The organism is Collinsella sp. i05-0019-G5 (genome assembly GCF_042851345.1).
Classification (GTDB): Bacteria; Actinomycetota; Coriobacteriia; order Coriobacteriales; family Coriobacteriaceae; genus Collinsella.
The window spans coordinates 1,278,368-1,300,902 of the sequence record NZ_AP031421.1; the positions used below are offsets into that span (position 1 = coordinate 1,278,368).

Consider the following 22,535-nt stretch of genomic DNA (forward strand, 5'->3'; position numbering starts at 1 on the left):
GGCTCGTGCGGAACTCGCGACCGATCAAATACCAAAGCCCTCGGAACTAAGGATACATGGTAGAGGCGCGTGTGCTGCAAAATTCATTAGCTGGTGACGCAGCGTAGGCTCATATCGAAGCATCTTCACCACCGGATTAATAAAAAAGAAGCACCGCTTGGGGGCGGTGCTTCTTTTGAAAGCGCATGCGTGTTGTGACCTTAGCGGCTCTTAATTACAGGCCGCAGGCTGCTTTGAGTTCTTCGACTCGGTCGGTCTTCTCCCAGGTGAAGTCGGCGTCTTCTCGGCCAAAGTGACCGTAGGCTGCCGTCTTTTCGTAGATGGGGCGACGCAGATCTAGGTCGCGGATGATTGCGCCCGGGCGCAGGTCGAAGGTCTTCTCTACGGCCTCGACGATCTTGTCCTCGGCAACATTCGCGGTACCGAAGGTGTCGACCATGATTGAGAGGGGCTTGGAAACGCCGATGGCGTAGGCAAGTTCGACTTCGCAGCGGTCGGCAAGGCCGGCGGCGACCACGTTCTTGGCAACCCAGCGCGCGGCATACGCGGCGGAGCGGTCGACCTTGGTGCAGTCCTTGCCGCTAAAGGCACCACCACCGTGACGGCCGTAGCCGCCGTAGGTGTCGACAATGATCTTGCGGCCGGTGAGGCCCGTGTCGCCCATGGGGCCGCCCACGACAAAGCGACCGGTGGGGTTCACGTAGATGTCCGCGTTGTCCCACGGCATGTTCTCGGCGGCCATGACCGGGGTGATGACGTGCTCGATGAGGTCGGCCTTGATCTTGCCCATGTCCTCGATCTCGGCGGCGTGCTGCGTGGAGATGACGATGGTCGTGACCTCGACGGGCTTGCCTTCCTCGTAGCGCACGGTGACCTGGGTCTTGCCGTCGGGACGCAGATAGGCGAGGGTACCGTCGTGACGCACGGCGGCCAGGCGCTCGGCTAGGCGGCTTGCCAGGTAGTGCGGCATGGGCATGAGGGTCTTGGTCTCGTTGGAGGCATATCCGAACATCATGCCCTGGTCGCCGGCACCGATCAGGTCGATCGGGTCGGTGATAGCGCCGGTCTGGGTCTCGAAGGACTCGTCAACGCCTTGGGCGATATCGGGCGACTGCTCGTGGATGAGGCTCATGACGCCGCAGGTGTCGCAGTCAAAACCGAACTTGGCACGGTTGTAGCCAATGCGGCGGATAACGCCACGGGCGATTTCCTGAACGTCTACGTAGGCCTGGGTGCGAATCTCGCCGGCGACGATGACGGTGCCGGTGGTCACGAGGGTCTCGCAGGCGCAGCGGACGTTCTCCACGTTGGCAGGCACGCCGTTGGGGGCGATGTAGCCCTGCTCCTGGAGCTCTATTTCTTTGGCGAGGATTGCGTCGAGGACGGCGTCGCTGATCTGGTCAGCGATCTTATCGGGATGACCTTCGGTCACCGACTCCGACGTAAAAACAAAGGACCCGTGTTGGGGCGGGATGGAACGAAGTTCTTCTGACATGATTGTCCTTTCAAAAACGTGTCCCGGCGACCGTTACCATTCCGCCGGGCTCTCTATGCAAGGGCACATCATAGCGCGTAAATCAAACATTCACACCCTTTCCGCACCTACTCATTGGGGACAGACATAAATGACCAGCCTTAAACTAAGAACGTCTCCAACGACTGGCCATTTAAGTCTGTCCCCAATGAGTAGGTCGGTGCCCTTTTTGCGGAGGTTGCTTTGATGCTTTATACTGGTGCGGTTAGACATCCATCCTGCAATCGAGGAGATATCCATGGCATCAGACGTTCGCGTCCGCTTTGCACCCTCACCGACGGGCAAGCTGCACATCGGCGGCGCTCGCACCGCTATCTATAACTGGGCTTTCGCCCGCGCAAACGGCGGCACGTTCATCCTGCGCATCGACGACACCGACCCCACCCGCTCCACCGATGAGAACACGCAGATCATCCTGCGCGCCATGCGTTGGCTTGGCCTGGACTGGGATGAGGGCCCCGAGGTAGGCGGCGACTTTGGCCCCTACGCCCAGACTGAGCGCTTGGACCTGTACAAGCAGGCCGCCCAGAAGCTTTGGGACGAGGGCAAGGCCTATCCCTGCTTCTGCACCAAGGAGCAGCTCGACGCCGACCGCAAGGCCGCGCAGGAGCGCAAGGACCCCTTCCAGGGCTATCAGCGCCGTTGCCGCGATCTTGATCCCGAGGAGGCCCGCCGTCGCATCGAGGCCGGCGAGTCCTACGTCCTGCGTATTAAGGTGCCCGAGGACCGCGGCGACGTCGTCATCCACGACGCCGTCCACGGCGAGGTGACCTTCGACGCCAAGGAGCTCGACGACTTTGTCATCTTCCGCTCCGATGGCACGCCCACGTATAACTTCGCGACCGTCGTCGACGACGCCATGATGAAGATCACCCATGTCATCCGCGGCGACGACCACCTGTCCAACACCCCGCGTCAGGTCATGGTCTACGAGGCCCTCGGCGCTCCCGTGCCCACGTTCGCTCACATCTCCATGATCCTGGGCGCCGACGGCAAGAAGCTCTCCAAGCGCCACGGCGCCACCTCGGTGGAGGAGTACCGCGACGCCGGTTACCTGTCCGACGCCTTCGTCAACTACCTGGCGCTGCTCGGCTGGTCGCTCGACGGCGAGACCACGATCATCCCGCGCGATGTCCTGGCCAACAAGTTCTCACTCGACCGCATCTCCAAGAACCCGGCGACCTTCGATCCCAAGAAGCTCGATTGGGTCAATGCCGAGTACATCAACGGCATGTCCGATGCTCAGTTTGCCGACGAGATCATGGTCCCCGAGCTGCACGAGGCGGGTCTCATCGAGGGCAATGTCGAGTACGGCGAGGATTGGATCGACGCGCTTGCCGCCATCGTCAAGCCGCGCACCAAGATGCCGGCCGACGCCGTGACCGTCGCCGCTCCCATCTTCGCTACGGCCGAGACGCTCGAGTATGACGAGAAGTCCGTCAACAAGGGCCTGGCCAAGGAGGGCATGGGTGCCATTCTGGATGCCGCCAAGGCCGCTCTCGAGGGCGTGAACGAGTGGACGGCTGCCAACATCGACGCCGCGCTTGAGCCGCTGCCCGAGCAGATGGACCTTAAGAAGCGCGTGGTGTTCCAGGTCGTGCGCGTCGCCGTCTGCGGCAACATGGTGAGCCCCCCGCTGGGCGAGACCATGGCGCTCGTCGGCCGCGACGACTGCCTGGCGCGTATCGACCGCGCCCGCACGATGGCGCTGTAGCAGCCGCGTAAACGCATGTATCCGAGCCCCGTTCACCCGAGCGGGGCTCTTGTTTCTGAAGACGCATGGGATGGGAGGTATAGGGGCCATGGCCGAGCAACTGTCGCTGTTTGGTTCGCCGGAACCGGAGGAGACTCCGGCCAAGCCTGAGTTCGCGCCTGAACCCGTCGCCGCCTATGCGAGCGTAGTCCTCGACATTCCCACCCGTGCGCTGTCCGAGCCGTTTGCTTATGGCATTCCCCGGTCCCTTGCCAACGAGGCGCAAATCGGATCCACGGTCCTGGTCCACTTTGGTAACCGTGCCGCCGCGGGCTATATCGTCGACATTGCGCCTGAGCTGGGTGACCTGCAAGGCATCAACGCCCTCGACCCAGCCCGCATTAAAGCCATCGAGGCTATCCTCAGCAAACCGCTCTTTACCGCCGAGGCTGCCCGTATCGCACGCTGGATGAGCCGCGAGTACGTCGCAACGCTTTCCGAGTGCCTGCGTTTGTTCTTGCCCCCGGGTGGAAGCCCGCGCGTGGTCAAAGGTGACGACGGCGTGCGGGCCGTTGAGCGCCCCGCCGTCAAACCCATCCAAAACCGCTGGGTCATGCTCACGCCCGAGGGCTTCGACTATACGCCGCCCAAGACCGCGGTCCGCCAGCGTCAGCTCATCGAGGCGCTCCAGTGCGGCCCGGTCACGACGCGCGACCTCAACCTTCTCTATAACAGCATGTCGGCGACCATCAAGGCGCTCGAAAAACGCGGCGTCGTCGTGGTGGAGGAGCGTCGTGCGTGGCGTGGCTGCAGCGAGCAGACCACGCTGTCCTCGGCAAGCGGCAAGGCGCCGGTCTCCCTTACCAACGGCCAGAAGCAGGCACTCGCGCAGATTGAGCGCGCCCGTCTGGACGCTCATGGCGACGTGGTGCTGGTCGACGGCGTCACCGGCTCCGGCAAAACCGAGGTGTACCTCTCCGCCATCGAGCGCGTGCTGGCGGCCGGCCGTTCGGCTTGCGTGCTGGTGCCCGAGATCTCGCTGACGGCCCAGACCGTCGGCCGCTTCCGTTCGCGCTTTGGCGAGACGGTCGCCGTGTTCCATTCGCGCCTTTCGGCCGGCGAGCGCCTGGACCAGTGGGATATGGTCGCCAGCGGTGCGGCCCGCGTGGTCGTCGGCGCCCGCTCGGCGCTCTTTTGCCCGCTCAGCGACCTTGGTCTCATCATCATCGACGAGGAGCACGAGACTAGCTATAAGCAGGGCTCCAGTCCGCGCTACCACGTACGCGAGGTGGCAGCCGAGATGGCGCGGCGCTACCGCTGCCCGCTCGTGTTGGGCTCCGCCACGCCATCTGCCGAGTCCCTCGACCGCTGCCGCCGTGGCACGTATAACGGTGCCACCTGGACGCGCGTCGAGATGCCCGAGCGCCCGGGACACGCCGTGTTGCCCACGGTTCGCATTGCCGATCTGCGTCGCGAGTTCTCGCACGGTAGCCGCTCCATGTTCTCAAAACCGCTTATAGAAGGCCTTGAGCGTGTGGTCGAGCGCCGCGAGAAGGCCGTGCTGCTGCATAACCGCCGTGGCTTTGCGCCGTTCCTGATGTGCCGCGAGTGCGGCTGCGTCCCCACCTGCAACCACTGCTCCACCGCGCTTACGTATCACGAGCGCACACACACGCTGCAGTGTCACACATGCGGTTCGTCTTGGCGCGTGCAGCCCTATCCGGCGGCCACGAGCCGTTGCCCCAAATGTGGCAGTCGCTACCTGGCAAAAATGGGCCTGGGCACTCAGCAGATCGAGGACGCACTGCACCAGATGCTGCCCGACGACGTCGCCATCATTCGCATGGATGCCGATTCCACGCGCGGCAAGGACGCGCACAAAAAGCTGCTCGAGCAGTTCGATGCCGCCGATTGCGCGGTGCTGCTGGGCACCCAGATGATTGCAAAGGGCCTTGACTTTCCCGAGGTCACGCTGGTGGGCGTGGTCAATGCCGACTTTGCGCTAAAGCTGCCCGATTTTAGAGCGGGGGAGCGCGCCTACGATCTGCTGGAGCAGGTTGCAGGCCGTGCCGGCCGCGGCGATCGCCCCGGCGAGGTTATCATCCAGACCTACCTGCCCGAGGATCCGGTCATTCGCGCCGTCGCTGAGCACGATCGTTCGATCTTTACCGACTACGACCTGGATCAGCGCCGCAACGCGCTGTACCCGCCGTTTGTTCGCCTGGTCAACATCTTGGTGTGGTCGGCGAACCGAGACGACGCGCAGAACTACATCGGACGTATCGCAAAGCTTCTTAAGCGCCGCTGGCATGCCGCCGCGCCCGACTTTTTGCGGGCGGGGAGTGCCGTGCCGCAGGTGCTGGGCCCGGCTTCGTGTGTAATCGAGAGAGCCAAGGACCGTTACCGCTTCCATCTGCTTGTGAAGTCGCCCGTGGGGTACCATGTCTCTGATGATATCGACGCCTGCCTCAAAGAGGTGGGCTCCGTGCGCGGCGTGAGCGTGAGCGTTGACGTCGATGCCTATGATTTGATGTAACAACCCGAAAGGATGGCCATGGAAGCCAACGGAATCGTACTGTCGCCTGACCCTCGTCTGCGCCAGGAGTGCGCCGTCATCGAGGAGATCACCCCGGCGATCGAGGCACTTGCCGAGAAGATGAAGAAGATGATGTTCGAGAACGGCGGCTGCGGCCTGGCTGCCCCGCAGATCGGCGAGCTCATTCAGCTGGTCACCATCGACTGCGACTACAGCGACAAGAGCGACTACGATCCGTACGTGCTCATTAATCCCGTGATCGTGGAGCAGAGCGACCATCTGGTGCCGTTTAGCGAGGGCTGCCTTTCCATTCCTGGTATTAGCTGCGAGATCGAGCGTCCCGACCATGTCGTCGTCGAGGCGTACGACCTGGATGCCAACCTGATTCGCTACGAGGCCTCGGGCGACCTGTTCTGCGTGTGCCTGCAGCACGAGATCGACCACCTACACGGCAACACCATGTTCGAGCGACTGAAGCCTATGCAGAGGCTCAAGGCTGTCAAGGAGTACCAGGACGCCCTGGCCCGCGGCGCTCGACCGGGCGAGACGGAGTAGGTTTGTCCGTCCCCGGGGCGCCCGCCTATATCATCCCGTGCTCAAACATTCTCGCTGCGCTGCGAAACTGCGCGCGGGACGATATAGGCGGGCGCCCCGGGGACTACGTTGACGCTGCTTGTCTCGCCCGGGTGCCGTTGGGCCAGGGAGGGGCGTCTTCGCTGATAATTGCTTTGTTGGAAGAGCTGCTTTTATTGCGGCTCTTTCTTTGGTTTTGGGTATATTTGTTCTTGTTGAAATGTTATTGCGGATGGGCTGGTGACTTGGCTTTCCGCTGTTATTTGTAGCCGTCTCGGCTTTGGTTGAGGGGAGACGTTCTTTATGCGTATTGTGTTTATGGGTACGCCTGATTTTGCTGTGCCTTCGTTGACTTCGCTCGTCGAGGCTGGGAATGAGATTGCGCTTGTTGTTACTCGTCCCGATGCTGTTCGCGGACGTGGTAAAAAGTTGGAGCCGTCTCCTGTTAAGGCCAAGGCGCTTGAGCTTGGTCTGCCGGTTGTTGAGGCTAATCGTATGACGCCTGAGGTTGTTGAGGCGCTCCAGACTGCCCAGGCTGACATTTTCTGTGTGGCTGCTTATGGCTGCATTTTGCCCGATGAGGTGCTGCATATGGCACCGCTCGGTATTGTGAATGTTCATGCGTCCTTGCTGCCTCGATGGCGTGGAGCCGCTCCCATTCAGCGTGCCATTCTTGCTGGTGATGAGGTTGCTGGCGTTTCTATCATGCGCATCGGGCATGGCGTGGATACTGGTGCTTATTGTGCTCAGGCTTCCACGTCGGTTGCCGGTAAGCATGCTGAGGCACTGACTATGGAGCTTGGCGAGCTGGGCGGCAAACTGCTTGCCGATACGCTTCCTTCCCTTGCCGACGGCACCGCCGTGTGGACCGAGCAGGATGAATCTCTCGTCACGCATGCTGCCAAGATTTCCAAGCAGGAGATGCGTCTGGATCCGCACATGGCGGCGCTTGATTGCGTGCGTCATGTGCTTGCCTCGTCCGACACCGCTCCCGCTCGTTGCGTGATTGCCGGCAAGTCGGTTCGCGTGCTCGATGCTGCGCCAGCTGATGTGTCGCTTGGCGAGGGTCAGGTTCTCATTAAGGCCAAGCGTGTTTACCTTGGTCTTTCCGATGGTGCGGTTGAACTGCTCGAGGTTAAGCCCGATGGCAAGCGTGCCATGGCCGCTTCTGCTTGGGCTGCTGGGCTGCAAGGCGCCGATCTTATCTGGGGTGTTTTGTCATGAGCAAGCTTTCTCCCGCGCGCAAACTTGCGCTCGATGTGCTAATGGAGGCCGATCGCCGCGGCATGTATGCGCGTGACGTGCTGTCCTCTCGCGCATCGGCCAAGGCTATTGACCAGCGCGATTCCGCTTTTGCCGCCCGCTTGGCACTGGGTGTGGCCGCCACGCAGGGTATTTTGGACGAGCTGCTCGATCAGTTTCTCGATAAGCCTAAAAAGGTTGCGCCGCGTGTTCGCATGGCGCTTCGCATCTCGGCCTTCGAGATGCTCTATCTGCATACGCCTGGCCGCGTTGCCGTAAGTCAGGGTGTTGAGCTGGTGCGCAGCGGAGCTAAGTCTGCCGCCGGTTTGGCCAACGCCGTGCTGCATAAGGTCGCGGACAACGTTGAGGACTTTGCCACGGCGTCCGATGTGAATGAGTCTGAGCGACGCTTGGTTCGTCTGTCGCGCTTGATGGGTCTGCCGCGTTGGCTGTGCGCTCGTATCATGGCGTCGTTTGACACGCCAGAGGGTGCGCTTAACTTTGCCGGCAACTTGGCACCTGCGCCGCTGGCCCTGCATGAGAACGCCTTTGCGACCAAGCCCGATCCGTATATCTCGCAGCTCGTCGCGCCTGTCTTCCCGGGCTGCCATGCCCCGGTTGATGCCCAGGTTACCGTTGCTTCGGGTGTGTTTGAGCGTGCTGCCGCGGTGGCATCTGATCTCAACGCGCAGCTTATCGCCACAGCTGCCACGCGCCCTGGTAGCTGCCTTGAGATTGGTGCCGGTCGTGGTACCAAGACCTATGTGATGATGTGCCAGGCCAAGCGTGCGGGCTATGAGCGTCAGCATACGGCGCTCGATCTGCATGATCGCAAGTGCGATCTGAATCTCGCTCGCCTGCACAAGGCCGGTATTCAGGGCGTTCGTACGGTTTCGGGTGATGCCTGCGAGCTTGATGAAGTACTGACGTCGTTTGATGCCATGCTTGGCAAGCCGGTTAAGTTCGACACGGTCTTTATCGATGCGCCGTGCTCGGGCACCGGCACCATGCGCCGTCATCCTGAGATCCCCTGGCGCCTGACCGAAAAGGATGTAGCGGTTGAGCTGCCCAAACTGCAACTGACGATGCTCAAGGAAGCCGCCGCGCGCGTGGCTGCCGGCGGCGAGCTGATCTATGCGACGTGCTCGGTCTTCGACGAGGAGAACACGCAGGTCGTGGACGCGTTCCTTGCTTCTCCCGAGGGTGCCGGCTTTAGCGTGGCACCGCTTTCCGAGGCACAGATTCTGCAACTCCCCGAGTTCGATCAGGCCAAGAAGCTCGTATCCGTACGCCAGAACGATCGAGGCCTCTTCCAAAGCGTGCCAGTAAACGCCGACTCCTACGACGGCCACTTCTGCGCCCGCTTGGTCCACAAGTAATGACTATGTTGCGGTGAAATAAGGATTGAATAGCGGCCTCTACCCGCCAAACAGTCCTTATTTCACCGCAACTCATAGAGCTACCTGCGACACAAAGAAACAGCCCCGCGATCGATGCTGATCGCGGGGCTGTTTGGTTCCTAGTGGCTATGCGGGCAGTTGGCGCAGCAGCCACTCGTGGCGTTGGTGCTGGAGCCGCCGCTTCGCTGGTCGGTGTTGTAGAAACCGCTGCCCTCAAATTTAATGCCGCTGGCCGAGAACGTCTTGGCCGCCGGGGCACCGCAGCTGGGGCACACGACCTCGGGAGTCTCGGACATGGGATGCTCAACCTCAAACACGTTGCCGCAGCTCGAGCACTTGTAATCGTAGCGCGCCATAATACTTCCTTTTCAGCACAAAGCGGGCAGATTACTCTGCCCGCAAAAATTCAAACGTCTGTAACTGTACCCTATATCGGGGGTTTTATCACGCTTCGCCCCAGAATCTATGGTTGTTGCGCAGGAGCTGTGCGGTTTTGCCCTCGGCGGCTGCAATGTTCGCCTCGTTAGCCTGCCAGGTCCAGTTGCCCGTGGCCACGCCCGGAACGTTCATGCGCGCGTCGTCGCCAAGCCCCAGGACATCCTGCAGCGGCATCATCACCAGGGGAGCGTCGCTTGCCAGCGCGTCGCTCATCAGCTTGGCCGCCACCTCAACACCGCTCGGTTCATCGCCGCCCGCAAAGGAACGCGTACACCAGCCGGCCAGCGTCGACGTATCGTGCGTTGAGGTGTACAGGATCTTTCCTGGCGTGGGGTGCACGCCGCAACGGACGTCGTAATCGCTAAACTCCAGCACGTCCATGCCGGGGAAACCGCAGGTCGAAGCCATGGCGCGAACACCGGGCGTCAAATAGCCCAGGTCCTCGGCGATAAAGTTGAGCGGACCCAGCTCGTCGTAGGCAGTCTGGAACAGGTCTTTGCCCGGTCCCGCCAGCCAGCGACCGTCGGCGCAGGCCTTGCCGGCGGGGATGCTAAAGTAGCTGTGGAACCCCAGAAAGTGATCCAGACGCACGCGGTCGTAGAGCGAGAACGCGCGGCGCAGGCGATCCATCCACCAGCTATAGCCGTTCTGCTTCATGTGGTCCCAGCGGAACGTCGGGTTGCCCCATACCTGACCCTCGGGCGCAAAGTTGTCGGGCGGCGCGCCGGAAATCTCGATTGCTTTGCCGGTATCGGACAGCCAGAAGTTCTCGGGTTCGCTCCACGCGTCTGCCGAATCGTCGGACACGTACATAGGAATGTCGCCGATAACCTCGATACCCTTCTTGTGCGCGTAGTTCATGAGCTCGCACCAGGCCAGGTCAAAGCGGTACTGCATGTACGCCTGAAGCTCGGCCTCGTTGTGGAAGCGCTTGTCGTCGATTAGATGCTCGTTGTAGCGAGCGACATCTGCCGGCCAATTGTGGCGCGACTCGCCCTCAAAGTACTTTTTGACGGCCATATAGACGCAGTATTTCTCGAGCCAATCGGCATTGCGATGTTTAAACGCTGTGTACAGCGGGTCGGCATCCTCGCCGCCGCGGGCCTTCCAGGTCTCAAAGTCGGCGGCCAGCTCCTCGTGGCTCTCGGGTAGCAGGTCGATATTGCCTGCAAAGGCCGAAGGACCGGCGTATGGGGAGCGGAAGAAGTCCGTGGGGTTGACGGGGAGAACCTGCCAGTAGCGCATGCCCATGGCGGCCAGATGGTCGATAAAGCGACGCGTGGGCGCACCGATCGTACCGGGCTTGCCGTCGTCGGTCGGCACCGATGTGATATGGCACACAACACCCGCACCGTGATCGAGCGGCTCCTGCAGGCGCTGCTCGGCATGGTGATAGATGATCGACGAGCCCAGCGGATACAGATCGAGCGTGACCGTACCGTTATGGATCTCACACTCGTGACCGCTGATCACGTCACTCGCGCATTCGCCGAGCGCCGGGATCGTCACGCGATGCGAATTGCGCAGGCTGCGGTTGATGATGACGGTCGCGGACTCGCCGTCTTTACCGGTACGGTTGTAGGCCAGCACCTCGTCATTGAGCGCGAAGGCCTTGATCTCACCGTCGATCATAAACGGCAGCGCGCGGCGCACGGCCGAGGCATTCTTGACGATCGCAAACGTATCGAAGTCGTGTAGGTTTTCCTTGGTCGGCATGGTGCGGCGGTTGCCCGGATCGGTGAGGCCCTCCAGGCCGTACTCATCGCCATAATAGATCGAGGGCACGCCCGGGAACGTCATCTGCATGAGCGTCGCGAGCCAAAAACGGCTCTTGGCCAGGCCCATCGCGTTCTCGTCCAGACGCCATTTGCTGCGCTCGCACTCGGGCAGCTGCGACTCGTCGGGGCCGCCGCCGAGCACCGAGATAATGCGCGGTCGGTCGTGGCTCGAAAGCAGATTAAGCGCGCAAGACAGGGCCTCACGCGGATAGTTCTCGCGTAGGGTCTCGATATCCTCGGCTGCCTGGTAGGCGTTTTTGTAGCCCATCAAAAAGCCGATGACCATGTCGCGGAAGGGGTAATCCATGGCCGAGTCGAGCTCGGAGCCTTGCAGATAGCGACGCAGATGGCCGTAGCTGATCTTGTTGGAGGCGTCTTCCCATACCTCGCCGAGCAGCAGCGCGTCGGGCTTCTCGGCGAGCACGGCCTTCTTGATCTCGGTCAGGAAATCGTCCGAAAGCTCGTCGGCCACGTCTAGGCGCCAGCCATGAGCGCCGGCACGTAGCCATTTTCGGATCACGCCATCCTTGCCCAGGAGCCGCTCGCGTACCAGTTCGGAGCTCTCATTGATGGCGGGCATATTGCCCACGCCCCACCAGCAGTCGTACGAGCCGTCCTCGTGGAAATAAAACGCATCACGCCACGGTGAATCCTCGCTCTGCCACGCGCCCACGCCGGGGTAGTTGCCGTAGCGGTTGAAGTAGATCGAATCGTCGCCCGTGTGGTTGAACACACCGTCCAGAATGATGGAAATGCCTAGCTTCTCGGCCGCCTCGCACAGCTCGGTAAAGTCCTGCTCGGTGCCCAGAATCGGATCGATCTTGGTGTAATCGGCGGTGTCGTAGCGGTGGTTACTCGCGGCTTCAAAAATGGGGTTGAGGTAGATGGCCGTAAAGCCCAGCTCGGCGATGCGGGGCAGGTCATTCTGGATGCCCTTGAGCGAGCCGCCGTAAAAGTCCCAGGTCTTGATGGATCCGTCTTCGGCGCGCTCGTACACAGGCGGCTCGTTCCAGTCCTCGACCATGCGGCGCTGAATGCCCTTACGCGGTTTTTCGACCTCGGCCAGCGTGCGCTCGCGCCAGTGCTCGTCGCGGGCATAGCGATCGGGGAAGATCTGGTAGACCATACCGCGCTCGTACCAGGTGGGACGGTTCTCACGGTGTTTGTAGACGGTGACCTGGAATGACGGCACCTCAGCGTAGTCGTAGGTTACGCCTTCGCCGCCGGTGCGGCTCTGTGGTGCGCCCAGACGAACCTCGGGCTGGCCCTCAATATTGCAGATAAAGCTGTACCAAATAAGACAGGGCTCGGTGCACTCAAGCTCTGCGGTAAATATGCCGTCGCCCTCGTGCGTCATGGGATATCGAGATTCACCGATCTCATCGACCCAGGTGCGCAGCGTAAGCGTTGCCTGCGCGGGATCGGCGTCCTCCAGAATCACGGAGAGCGAAAGGGTTGTTCCTGTGGTCACAGCGCCAAACGGAGTGCGAAACTGCGGCAGACGGCTGTTGTGTATCAATCTCATAGTACGGTCCAGTTCAATAGAATCACGGCCTGCTGGCCATGGGCTTCACGCACAGGATGTAAGTATATCTGTTGTACACAGGCTGTATAAACAACATCCGTTTACCATCGGCGAACGGTTGTCCTAGAAAATCGTTTTACCAACTACCTACAGAGAAGGGGCGCCCGGTTGGAGCGCCCCTTGCATGGGGTTTGATTAGGTTTTGGATCGTCTTTGGGCTAGCGGCGCTTGCGGGTGGCCGTGGCCTTGCGGACGGACGTCTTCTTGGACGGGGCCTTTTTCTCTGCCGGAGCGGCGGGGGAGACCGGAGTCTCCTTGGCGGGCTCGGGCTTGGCCGTAGCCTTCGGTGCGGCCTTGACCTTAGCGGCCTTCGGCGCCGGCTTGGCCTTTACCTCGGCCTTGGCCTCTGCCTTGGGGGCAGCAGCTTTGGTCGTGGTCTTCTTGGCCGTCGTCGTGGCACGCTTGCGCGTGGTGGTCTTGGCGGCCGGCTTGGCTTCGACGGATGCCTCGGCCTTGGTCTCGGCGGGCGTCTCCTCGACTTTGGCGGCCGGCTTTGCGGCTGCCTTGGTCGTGGCGGCCTTCGTGGTCGTTGACTTCTTTGCCGTGGTCTTCTTGGCGGTCGCAGCCGTCTTCTTGGCAGTGGTCTTGGCCGGTGCCTTGACGGCGGCCTCGGCCTTTACCTCGGAAACGGCCTCGGCCTCGGCGGCCTTCTTGGCAGCTGCGGTTGTGCGCTTGCGCGTGGTCGTTGTCTTGGCAGCGGTGGTCTTGCTCGCAGTGGCCTTCTTAGCCGTCGTCTTACGAGTCGTGGTCTTCTTTGCCGCAGGCTTCGCAGCAGGCTTCACCTCAGGCTCAGGCTCGGGAGTAGCCTCGACCTTCACCTTAGGATCGGTCTTAACGGTCTCAGCTTCAACCGGCTTCTCCTCGGCCTTGGGCTCCTCTGCGGCCACCGGATCAGGTGCAGCCTCAGGCTCGTCGACAACCGCCGCCGGGCGCTCAATCTCCGGGTGCATAAAGAAGTACAGGTCCAGATATTTATCGGCCGAGCGCGTCCAGCTAAAGTCCTGGCTCATGGCCTGCGTGACCAGCTGGTTCCAGGCATCGCGGTTGTCCCAGAACAGGCGTGCCGCGCGGAACACCGCGTCGCCCATCTCGTCGCCGTTAAAGTTGGTAAACGAGAAGCCCGTGCCCTCGCCGGTAAACTCGTTGTACGGCTGCACGGTGTCCTTCAGGCCACCGGTCTCGCGTACGATAGGCAGCGTGCCATAGCGCATGGCGATGATCTGCGACAGGCCGCAGGGCTCAAACTTCGAAGGCATCAGGAACATGTCGGCGGCAGCATACATGCGCTGCGACAGCGCCGGATCGAACTCGATGCGTGCGGCCATGGTGCCGGGGTACTTGTCCTGGAAGTAGCGTAGACCGTCCTCGTAGTCGCGGTCGCCGGTGCCCAGCACCGCCACCTGCACGCCGCCGGCCAGAATACGGTCGAGCGCGTACATGACCAGGTCCATGCCCTTCTGGCGCGTCAGACGAGTGACCATGACCATAAGCGGGCGGTCGTCTCGAACCTCGAGCCCCAGCTCTTCCTGCAGCTTGGCCTTGCACACAGCCTTGCCGGAGCGGTCCTCCACGGTGTAGTTGGCGGCAATGCGCTTGTCAGTTGCTGGATTAAAGCCCGCAACGTCAATGCCATTCAAAATGCCCTGCAGCGCGTACGAACGCTCGCGCAGCACACCGTCCAGGCCCTCGCCAAATTCGGGCGTCTGGATCTCGTTGGCATAGGTAGGGCTCACCGTGGTGATGGCGTCGGCATAGCGCAGAGCGCCCAGCATGTAGTTGATGCTGCAGGCGTCGCAACGCAGCTGCGAGGCGGCCGCCGGAATGTGCGCCACACCAAGGATGTCCTCCATCACGGTGTCGCTAAACTGGCCCTGGAACGCCACGTTGTGGATCGAGAACACGGTCTTGACGCGGTCATACAGCGGCAGGCCCTGGTAGAACTCGCGCAAAAACACGGGCGCCAGCGCCGTCTGCCAGTCGTTGCAGTGCAGGATGTCGCACTCAAAGCCGGCGGGCAGGTGCTGCAGGCTCTCGGTGATGGCCTTGGAGAAGAACGCAAAGCGCTCGCCGTCGTCAAAGAAGCCGTACGGATAGTCGCGCGCAAAGTAGCGCTCGTTGTCGATGAACATATAGGTGACGCCGTCGTGCTCGAGCTTCTCGAGTCCGCAGTACTCATTGCGCCAGCCCAGGCTCACGTAAAAGTCGGAGAAGTGCTCCATCTGCGACTTGTACTCGTCCTTGATGGTGGCGTACTTGGGCACCATCACGATTACTTCGGCGCCGGCGCGCACAAGCGCCGCAGGCAGCGAGCCCGCCACGTCGCCCAGGCCACCGGTCTTCACAAACGGTGCGCACTCGGCCGAGGCAAACACGATCTGCATCTTTTTGCTGGAATCAGCCATATTGTCTCCCTGTTGCAATTCGAGAATAGCCGCCTGGCGCAAACCGGGCGGCTATTCTACGTGTTACGAGCGATGTTGCGGTGCCAAAGCTAGCTCGCGTTGGTGATATCAGAAGTTAACGGGGCCTTTCCCAGCACCAGGATGTTCTCGGGCGTGCCGCGAAGCTCGGTGTTGGTGGGAACCACGTTGTTCTTGTCCAGGATTGCATTCTCAACGCGGGCGCCGCTCTTGATGACGCAGCTCTGGTTGATGATCGAATTGGTCACCGAGGCGCCTTCCTCAACCACAACGCCGCGCGACAGGATCGAGTTGCGCACGGTGCCCTTGATGATGCAGCCGGCCGAGATGATCGAGTTGCAGGCGTGGCTGCCGGTCGCATAGCGCGAAGGCGGCACGTCGTGGGCCTTGGTCAGGATCGGGCGCTCGGGGTCAAAGAGCTGGTCGGCCACGGTCTGGTCGAGCAGGTCCATGCTGCGGCGATACAGCGACTTCTCGCTAAACACGCCCACGACCTCGCCCTTGTACTCGTAGCTGCACACGTCGATGTTACCAAAGTCGCCCTGGAGTGCCTCGAGCAGGTCCAGATAGTCGGCGGCCTGGTAGTGGTCGATGATCTCGAGCAGCGTCTCGCGGTTGACGATGCAGCAGTCCATCGAGGCGTTGTCGCCGTACACGACGCCGGCGCTCACGCCCGTCAGGCGTCCGTTCTCGTTGATCTGCAGCTTGGTCTCGTCATCGACGTTGCGCGTGGCCTTGCAGTACACCACGGTCATCTGGGCGCCAGAGCTCTCGTGCGCGTCAATGATGGTGTTGAGGTCCATGTTAAAGATGATGTTGGTGCCCATCATCACGACATAGGGCTTGTCCGAGCGCTGGAACAGCGTCTTGTTGGAGATAATGTCGCGCAGCAAGAAGCGCATGCCGCCCTTGGTGGTGCCATACGCGTTGCCGGGCACCATGAACAGGCCGCCCTTCTTGCGGTCCAGGCCCCAGTCCTTGCCCGAGCCCACGTGGTCGATCAGCGAGCGGTAGTTGCCCGGCATGACAACGCCGACGGTTTTAATGCCGGCATTCATCATGTTGGACAGCGGGAAGTCGATCAGGCGGTAGCGGCCCAAAAACGGAACGGACGCGATGGGGCGGTCCTTGAGCAGCACGCTGCCGTAGGTCGAAGAGTAGTTAGCGGTGATATAACCGATGGCCTTGCGATTGATCATCGGATCATTCCCCCTTCCCGATAACGACGTCATTTCCAACGACGGCCGTATCCTTGGTGGTATCGACAGAGCCGAGCTTCACGCCCTCTTCGACCGTGGAGTTCTCGCCCAAAATAGCGCGGCAGATGTGCGCGCCGCTCTTAACGTGCGCACCCGGCAGCAGCACGGAGTCCTCGACCACGGCGCGCTCCTCGATGATGACATCGGTCGAAAGGATCGAGTGGCGAGCGGTACCGTAGATCTTGCAGCCGTTGGAGACCAGGCAGTCGTCCAGGCGACCATCCGGGCCAATGTAGTGCGGCGGACGCGTGGTGATGTTGGACATGATGGGGAAGTGCTTGTCAAACAGATCGAACTCGGGGTTGTTGCCCAGCAGGTCCATCGAGGTCTCGTGGAAGCTGGCGATGGTGCCGACGTCCTTCCAAAAGCCGTGGAACTCGTAGCTGTACAGGCGCTTGCCCTCGCCGAGCAGCTTGGGGATGATGTCCTTGCCAAAGTCGTGGCTCGAGCGCTGGTCCAGAGCGTCCTCCTCGAGCGCCTCGATCAGCACGTCGGCCGAGAAGATGTAGATGCCCATGGACGCGAGGTTCGAATCGGGCTTATCGGGCTTCTCGGTGAACTTGGTGATGCGGCCGTCCTCGGGGTCGGTGGTCAAGATGCCAAAGCGGCTGGCCTCCTCCCACGGCACAGGCATAACGCTCACCGTGAGGTCGGCGTTGTTCTCAATGTGCGTCTTGAGCATCTTGCGGTAGTCCATGCGATACAGGTGATCGCCCGAAAGAATAAGGACGTACTTGGGGTCGTTGGCCTTGATGTAGTCCAGGTTCTGCGTAATGGCGTCTGCCGTGCCCGCATACCAGGCGCCGCCGGTCTGCGTCTCATACGGCGGCAGGATCGACACGCCGCCGTCACGGCTGTCCAGATCCCACGCCTCGCCGGAGCCCACGTAGGCATGCAGCAGATAGGGGCGATACTGCGTCAGAACGCCCACCGTGTCGATGCCCGAGTTGGAGCAGTTGGAGAGCGAGAAGTCGATAATGCGGAACTTGCCACCAAAGCTAACCGCCGGCTTGGCGATTTTTTGGGTGAGTGCCCCCAATCGGCTGCCCTGTCCTCCTGCGAGGAGCATCGCGATGCATTCTTTCTTACTCATCGATTTCTCCTTCTGTCATCGATGTTCCTAAACCCATTAGCGACGGGCGCGGCGCAACGTCACGCCCGTCGAGTAATGCCGTGCTGGCATAGGGGAGCTCGCGCGCTTTACGCGTGCCAGATCTCGTCGCGGTACTCGCGAATGGTGCGGTCGCTCGAGAACCAGCCCGAGGAGGCGGTGTTGAGCAGGGCCTTGCGGTTCCAGGTCTCCTGGTCGCCATAGCTGCCGGTGAGCTTCTCCCACGCATCCACGTAGCTGCGGAAATCGGCCATGACCAGGTCGGGGTCATTGTTGTTCATGAGCTCGTTGTAGATGCTCTCGAAGTTGCCCGAAAGACCCGCAAAGGTGTTGTCCTTGAGCTCGTCCATCACGCGGCCCAGGCGCTCGCGGTCGCCGTTGAGGGTATCCCATGCAAAGTAGCTGTTGGATGCCCAGAGCTGCTCGACCTCGGGAGCGGTCAGGCCAAAGATGGCCTCGTTCTCGCGTCCGGCCAGGTCGGCGATCTCGATGTTGGCGCCGTCGAGGGTACCCAGCGTAATGGCGCCGTTCATCATGAGCTTCATGTTGGACGTGCCCGAGGCCTCCTTACCGGCCGTGGAAATCTGCTCCGAGATCTCGGCGGCGGGGTAGATGAGCTGGGCGTTGCTCACACGGAAGTTGGGAATAAAACAGACCTTCATAACCTCGTTGACGCGGGGGTCGTTGTTGATGACCTCGGCCACCGAGTTAATGAGGCGGATGGTCTCCTTGGCGAAGGTGTAGCTCGAGGCAGCCTTGCCGCTAAAGATGAAGGTCGTCGGCGTCACGTGGAAGTTGGGATCGGCGATGCGACGGTTGTAGATGTCCATCACCTTCATGATGTTCATGAGCTGGCGCTTGTAGGCGTGGAAGCGCTTTACCTGAACATCGAAGACGGTGTTGGGGTCGATGACCAGACCGGTCTCGGCCTTAACGTAGGCGGCCAGGCGCTCCTTGTTGGCGCGCTTGGAGGCACCCACGGCCTTCAGAAACTCGGTGTCGTTCTGGAACTCCTTGAGCTTCTCCAGCTCAAAGGCGTCCTTGAGCCAGCCGTCGCCAATGGCCTCGGTCACGAGCTTGGCGTAGGTGGGGTTGGCCTCGGCAAAGAAGCGACGGTGCGAGATGCCGTTGGTCTTGTTGTTGAACTTCTCGGGCGTTAAGGCATAGAAGTCCTTGAGCACGATGTTCTTGATGATGTCGGAGTGAATCTTTGCCACGCCGTTGACGCTATGGCTGCAGATCACGGACAGGTTGGCCATGCGAATCTCGCCGTCCCACAGAATGGCGGTCTGGCGCAGGCGCTCCTGCCAACCCTCCTGCGTGGTGTCGAACGACTCATGCCAACGACGGCTGATCTCGTCGATGATCTGGTACACGCGGGGGAGGAGCTTGGAGAACGTGCCGATGGGCCACTTCTCCAGAGCCTCGGGCAGGATGGTGTGGTTGGTGTAGCTCACAACCTGCGTCACGATGTTCCAGGCGTCATCCCACTCGAGCTTCTTCTCGTCGATGAGGATACGCATGAGCTCGGGGCCGCACATGGCGGGGTGGGTATCGTTGGTATGGATGGCCACAAACTGCGGCAGCAGCTCCCAGTTCGCGCCGTGCTCCTTCTCAAAGGTGTCGAGCAGGCTGTAGATGCCGGCCGATACAAACAGGTACTCCTGCTTCAGGCGCAGCAGACGGCCGTGCTCGCCGGCGTCGTTGGGGTAGAGGATGGCGCTGATGGCCTCGGCCTCGGCGCGCTCGGCATCGGCCAGGGCGTAGTCGCCGCGGTTGAAGGCCTCCAGATCGAAGTGCTCCTCGACCGGCTCGGCGGCCCAGACGCGCAGTTTGTTGACGGTCTCGCCGGCATAGCCCACGACGGGGATGTCATAAGGGACGGCAAGAATATCCTGCGTGTCCACCGTGCGGTAGAACGTGCGGCCGTTCTCCTCAAAGCCCTCAACGTGACCGCCAAACTTAATGGTCACGGCCTTGTCCTGACGACGGACCTCCCAGGGATAGCCGTGGGTGAGCCACTCGTCGGTGGCCTCGACCTGGCTGCCGTTAACGATCTCCTGCTTAAACAGGCCGTAGCGGTAGCGCATGCCGTTGCCGTAGCCGGCAATGCCCTCGGCTGCCATGGAATCCAGGAAGCATGCGGCCAGACGGCCCAGGCCACCGTTGCCCAGCGCCGGATCGGGCTCCTGGTTCTCGATGACGGACAGGTCAAAGCCCATGTCGTCGAGCGCCTCGGCGACCATGTCGCGCACGCCAAAGTTAAGCAGGTAGTTGTCGAGCAGGCGGCCGATCAAAAACTCGATCGAGAAGTAGTACACGCGCTTTTTGCCCTCGGCGGTGGCGCGGGCGTCGCTCTTGGTGGCAACGGTGCGTGCCTTCTCGGCCACGAGCTTGGCCAGGGCGTTAAAGCGGTCGAGGTCGCTGGCGGCCTCGACGCTCTTGCCGCTGATGCTCATGACGGCATCGCGATAGAGCTCGATAAACTCCTGCTTGTTGTCGAAGATCTTATTCATACGTTCCTTTCCCCCGGGGATGTTTCTCCCGGAACGGTTATGACTTGTATCCTACGCCCTCACAGGGCGGGTAAATACAGTGGTAACACCTTTGTTACGCTTTCTTGGCAGAAGCCTTAACAGCGGCTGCCTTGGCCTTGGGAGCAGCCTTTTTGGTGGCTGCCTTTTTGGCCGTGGTGGATTTGGCCGAAGCCTTGGCAGCGGGCTTGGCAGCCTTCGCCTTGGCCGGAGCCTTCTTTGCAGCCGCGGCCTTGGGCTTCACCGAGGACGTACGCTTACGCGTGGCCTTCTTGGGCTCCTCGACCACGGGCGGCTTGTAGCTGCTGGGACCGCGGCGCTTAAGCACCACGCCTGCCAGGCCGGGCACCTTCATCTCAATGGAGTCCATCTGCCCGTTCCAGGGATAGGGCTCGCTCGAGCAAGTGTAGGGCTCCTCACCGGCGTATCCGCTGCCACCAAACTCGGGACGGTCGGAATCGAAGATGACCTCCCAGTCGCCCTCGCGCGGCACGCCCACGCGGAAGCTCTCGTAGCTCGCCGGGTCAAAGTTGATCAGGATCACCAGGTCGTCATCGACGTCCTCGCCCTGACGCACAAAGCTCACGATGGACTGCTTGGAGTTGTCCGCGTCGATCCAGGTAAAGCCGTCGTCGGTGTAGCCGCGCTCGTACAGGGCGGGTTCGTCGGTGTACAGGTGGTTGAGCGCCTTGATAAACGCCTGGTGATGACGGTGGGTCTCGTACTCCTCGGTCAGGAACCACTGGATGGATTCGTAGTAGCGCCACTCAATAAACTGCCCGATCTCGTTGCCCATAAAGTTAAGCTTGGCACCGGGGTGCGTCATCTGGTAGAAGGCCAGCGTGCGCAGGCCGGCAAACTGGCGCCACCAGTCGCCCGGCATGCGGCCGATCAGCGAGCACTTGCCGTGCACGACCTCGTCGTGGCTCAGCGGGCAAATAAAGTTCTCGGTAAAGGCATACATGATGGAGAACGTAAGCAGTCCGTGGTTGCCGGGGCGCCACGGAAAATCGGTCTGCATGTAGTGCAGGGTGTCATTCATCCAGCCCATGTCCCACTTGTAGTGGAAGCCCAGGCCGCCGTCCTGCGGCGGATAGGTCACGAGCGGCCACGCGGTGGACTCCTCGGCCATCATCATCACGTCGGGGTAGTGTGCCTCCACGGCGCAGTTGACCTGACGGATAAACGCGCTGGCGTCCAGGTCTTCCTCGGTGCCGTACTTGTTGAACTTCTTTTGGCCGGGGTCGTCGATACCAAAGTTGAGGTACAGCATGCTGGACACGCCGTCCATGCGAATGCCGTCAACGTGGAAGTTCTCGAGCCAGTACAGCACATTGGAAACCAGGAAGGAGCGGACCTCGCCGCGAGCGAAGTCAAACTTATGCGTGCCCCAGTTGGGGTGAATCTCGTGCTCAAACAGCATGTGACCGTTAAAGGTGGCAAGGCCGTGGGAGTCGGCGCAAAAACCGCCGGGCACCCAGTCCATAATCACGCCGATGCCCGCCTCGTGGCACGCATCGATAAAGTGCATGAGTTGCTGGGGGTTGCCGTAGCGCGACGTGGCGGCAAAGTAGCCGGTTGTCTGATAGCCCCAGGAGCCATCGAAGGGGTGCTCCATAAGCGGCATGACCTCGATATGCGTGTAGCCCATGTCGCGCACGTAGTCCACGAGCTCCACCGACAGATCGTCGTAGGTGTAAAACTCGCCGCGCTGCGCGGGGAAGGGGTCCATGGGGCCGGGGTAGTTGCCGTACTCGTCCGGCTCGCCCTGTGGCGTGTCGCCGTGGCGCTTCCACGAGCCAATATGCACCTCGTAGATGTTGAGCGGCTGCGACATGTGGTTGTGGCTGGCGCGGCGCTTGAGCCACGCGGCGTCGTTCCACTTGTAGCCATCGAGGGTCCACAGCACGCTCGCGGTACCCGGAGGGCACTCGGCCTTAAAGGCATACGGATCGGCCTTGTAGAGCTTTTCACCCTCGTTGGTCTCAATAAGATATTTATAGAGCTGACCCTGCTCGGCGCCAGGAATAAAGCCTTCCCAAATAGCGCTCGTATGCACGGGCACCAGCGGGTTGGCCTGCTCATCCCAGTCGTTAAATTCACCAATGACATGGACACTCTTTACGTCGGGCGCCCAAACGCAAAAGCGCCAGCCGCGCGTGCGCTGCTGCGTGTCGGGATGCGCGCCCATCTTTTCCCAGCTGCGCTCCCACATTCCAATGCCAAACAGGTAGACATCGTCCTTGGAGAGCTCCGGTGTGTGCGGAGCCGGTTTGCGGGTTGCGGGCTTTTTAGCCGTTGGCTTTAGCTTTGTATCGCTCACGTTTGATCCCATCATGACGCGGCAGCGTGTTGCCTTGGTGACTAGATGCGAAAGGTCCAAGGCTGCACGAATCGAAGGGACGGCGAAGTTTCTGTGATTCGTTCCACCT

General features: G+C 61.3%; 13 protein-coding genes. 5 read left to right on the forward strand and 8 right to left on the reverse strand.

The window, feature by feature from the left end; genetic code table 11:
* Positions 1–214: 214 nt before the first annotated feature.
* On the reverse strand, positions 215–1,495 hold the full coding sequence (gene metK, locus ACGHIZ_RS05835; protein ID WP_390446623.1) for a methionine adenosyltransferase: 1,281 nt from the start codon (positions 1,493–1,495) through the stop codon (positions 215–217).
* Between the two features lie 277 nt (positions 1,496–1,772).
* Here metK and gltX point away from each other — a divergent pair, with 277 nt between their 5' ends.
* From gltX to ACGHIZ_RS05860, 5 genes are all read left to right on the forward strand, one after another.
* A complete protein-coding gene (gene gltX, locus ACGHIZ_RS05840) occupies positions 1,773–3,248 on the forward strand; it encodes a glutamate--tRNA ligase (RefSeq protein WP_390446626.1) in 1,476 nt (491 codons plus the stop codon).
* An 88-nt stretch (positions 3,249–3,336) separates the two neighbouring features.
* Complete coding sequence (priA, locus tag ACGHIZ_RS05845) at positions 3,337–5,763, forward strand: primosomal protein N' (protein WP_390446629.1); 2,427 nt, start codon at positions 3,337–3,339, stop codon at positions 5,761–5,763.
* 18 nt (positions 5,764–5,781) lie between these two features.
* A complete protein-coding gene (def, locus tag ACGHIZ_RS05850) occupies positions 5,782–6,318 on the forward strand; it encodes a peptide deformylase (RefSeq protein WP_117746306.1) in 537 nt (178 codons plus the stop codon).
* Between the two features lie 321 nt (positions 6,319–6,639).
* Positions 6,640–7,560, forward strand: a complete 921-nt coding sequence (fmt, locus tag ACGHIZ_RS05855) for a methionyl-tRNA formyltransferase (protein WP_390446632.1) — start codon at positions 6,640–6,642, stop codon at positions 7,558–7,560.
* Positions 7,557–8,957: an RsmB/NOP family class I SAM-dependent RNA methyltransferase gene (locus ACGHIZ_RS05860; protein ID WP_390446635.1), complete on the forward strand. Its 1,401-nt coding sequence runs from the start codon at positions 7,557–7,559 to the stop codon at positions 8,955–8,957. The genes fmt and ACGHIZ_RS05860 overlap by 4 nt, the downstream gene beginning before the upstream one ends.
* Before the next feature lie 140 nt (positions 8,958–9,097).
* Here the strand turns inward: ACGHIZ_RS05860 and ACGHIZ_RS05865 are convergent, their stop codons facing one another.
* From ACGHIZ_RS05865 to glgB, 7 genes are all read right to left on the reverse strand, one after another.
* Positions 9,098–9,334, reverse strand: coding sequence for an FmdB family zinc ribbon protein (locus ACGHIZ_RS05865; protein ID WP_006233925.1), 237 nt, complete (start codon positions 9,332–9,334; stop codon positions 9,098–9,100).
* A gap of 88 nt (positions 9,335–9,422) precedes the next feature.
* Complete coding sequence (locus ACGHIZ_RS05870; protein WP_390446639.1) at positions 9,423–12,719, reverse strand: 4-alpha-glucanotransferase; 3,297 nt, start codon at positions 12,717–12,719, stop codon at positions 9,423–9,425.
* 218 nt (positions 12,720–12,937) lie between these two features.
* Positions 12,938–15,181 carry a glycogen synthase GlgA gene (gene glgA / locus ACGHIZ_RS05875; protein ID WP_390446642.1) on the reverse strand — a complete coding sequence of 748 codons (2,244 nt, stop codon included), beginning with the start codon at positions 15,179–15,181 and terminating at the stop codon, positions 12,938–12,940.
* A gap of 89 nt (positions 15,182–15,270) precedes the next feature.
* Positions 15,271–16,398 carry a glucose-1-phosphate adenylyltransferase subunit GlgD gene (gene glgD / locus ACGHIZ_RS05880; protein WP_390446645.1) on the reverse strand — a complete coding sequence of 376 codons (1,128 nt, stop codon included), beginning with the start codon at positions 16,396–16,398 and terminating at the stop codon, positions 15,271–15,273.
* Between the two features lie 4 nt (positions 16,399–16,402).
* Positions 16,403–17,551 carry a glucose-1-phosphate adenylyltransferase gene (locus ACGHIZ_RS05885; RefSeq protein WP_006233920.1) on the reverse strand — a complete coding sequence of 383 codons (1,149 nt, stop codon included), beginning with the start codon at positions 17,549–17,551 and terminating at the stop codon, positions 16,403–16,405.
* 107 nt (positions 17,552–17,658) lie between these two features.
* Complete coding sequence (locus ACGHIZ_RS05890; RefSeq protein ID WP_390446648.1) at positions 17,659–20,085, reverse strand: glycogen/starch/alpha-glucan phosphorylase; 2,427 nt, start codon at positions 20,083–20,085, stop codon at positions 17,659–17,661.
* Between the two features lie 94 nt (positions 20,086–20,179).
* Entirely contained in the window at positions 20,180–22,441 is a 2,262-nt protein-coding gene (gene glgB, locus ACGHIZ_RS05895; protein WP_390449885.1) for a 1,4-alpha-glucan branching protein GlgB, read from the reverse strand.
* Between the last annotated feature and the right edge of the window lie 94 nt (positions 22,442–22,535).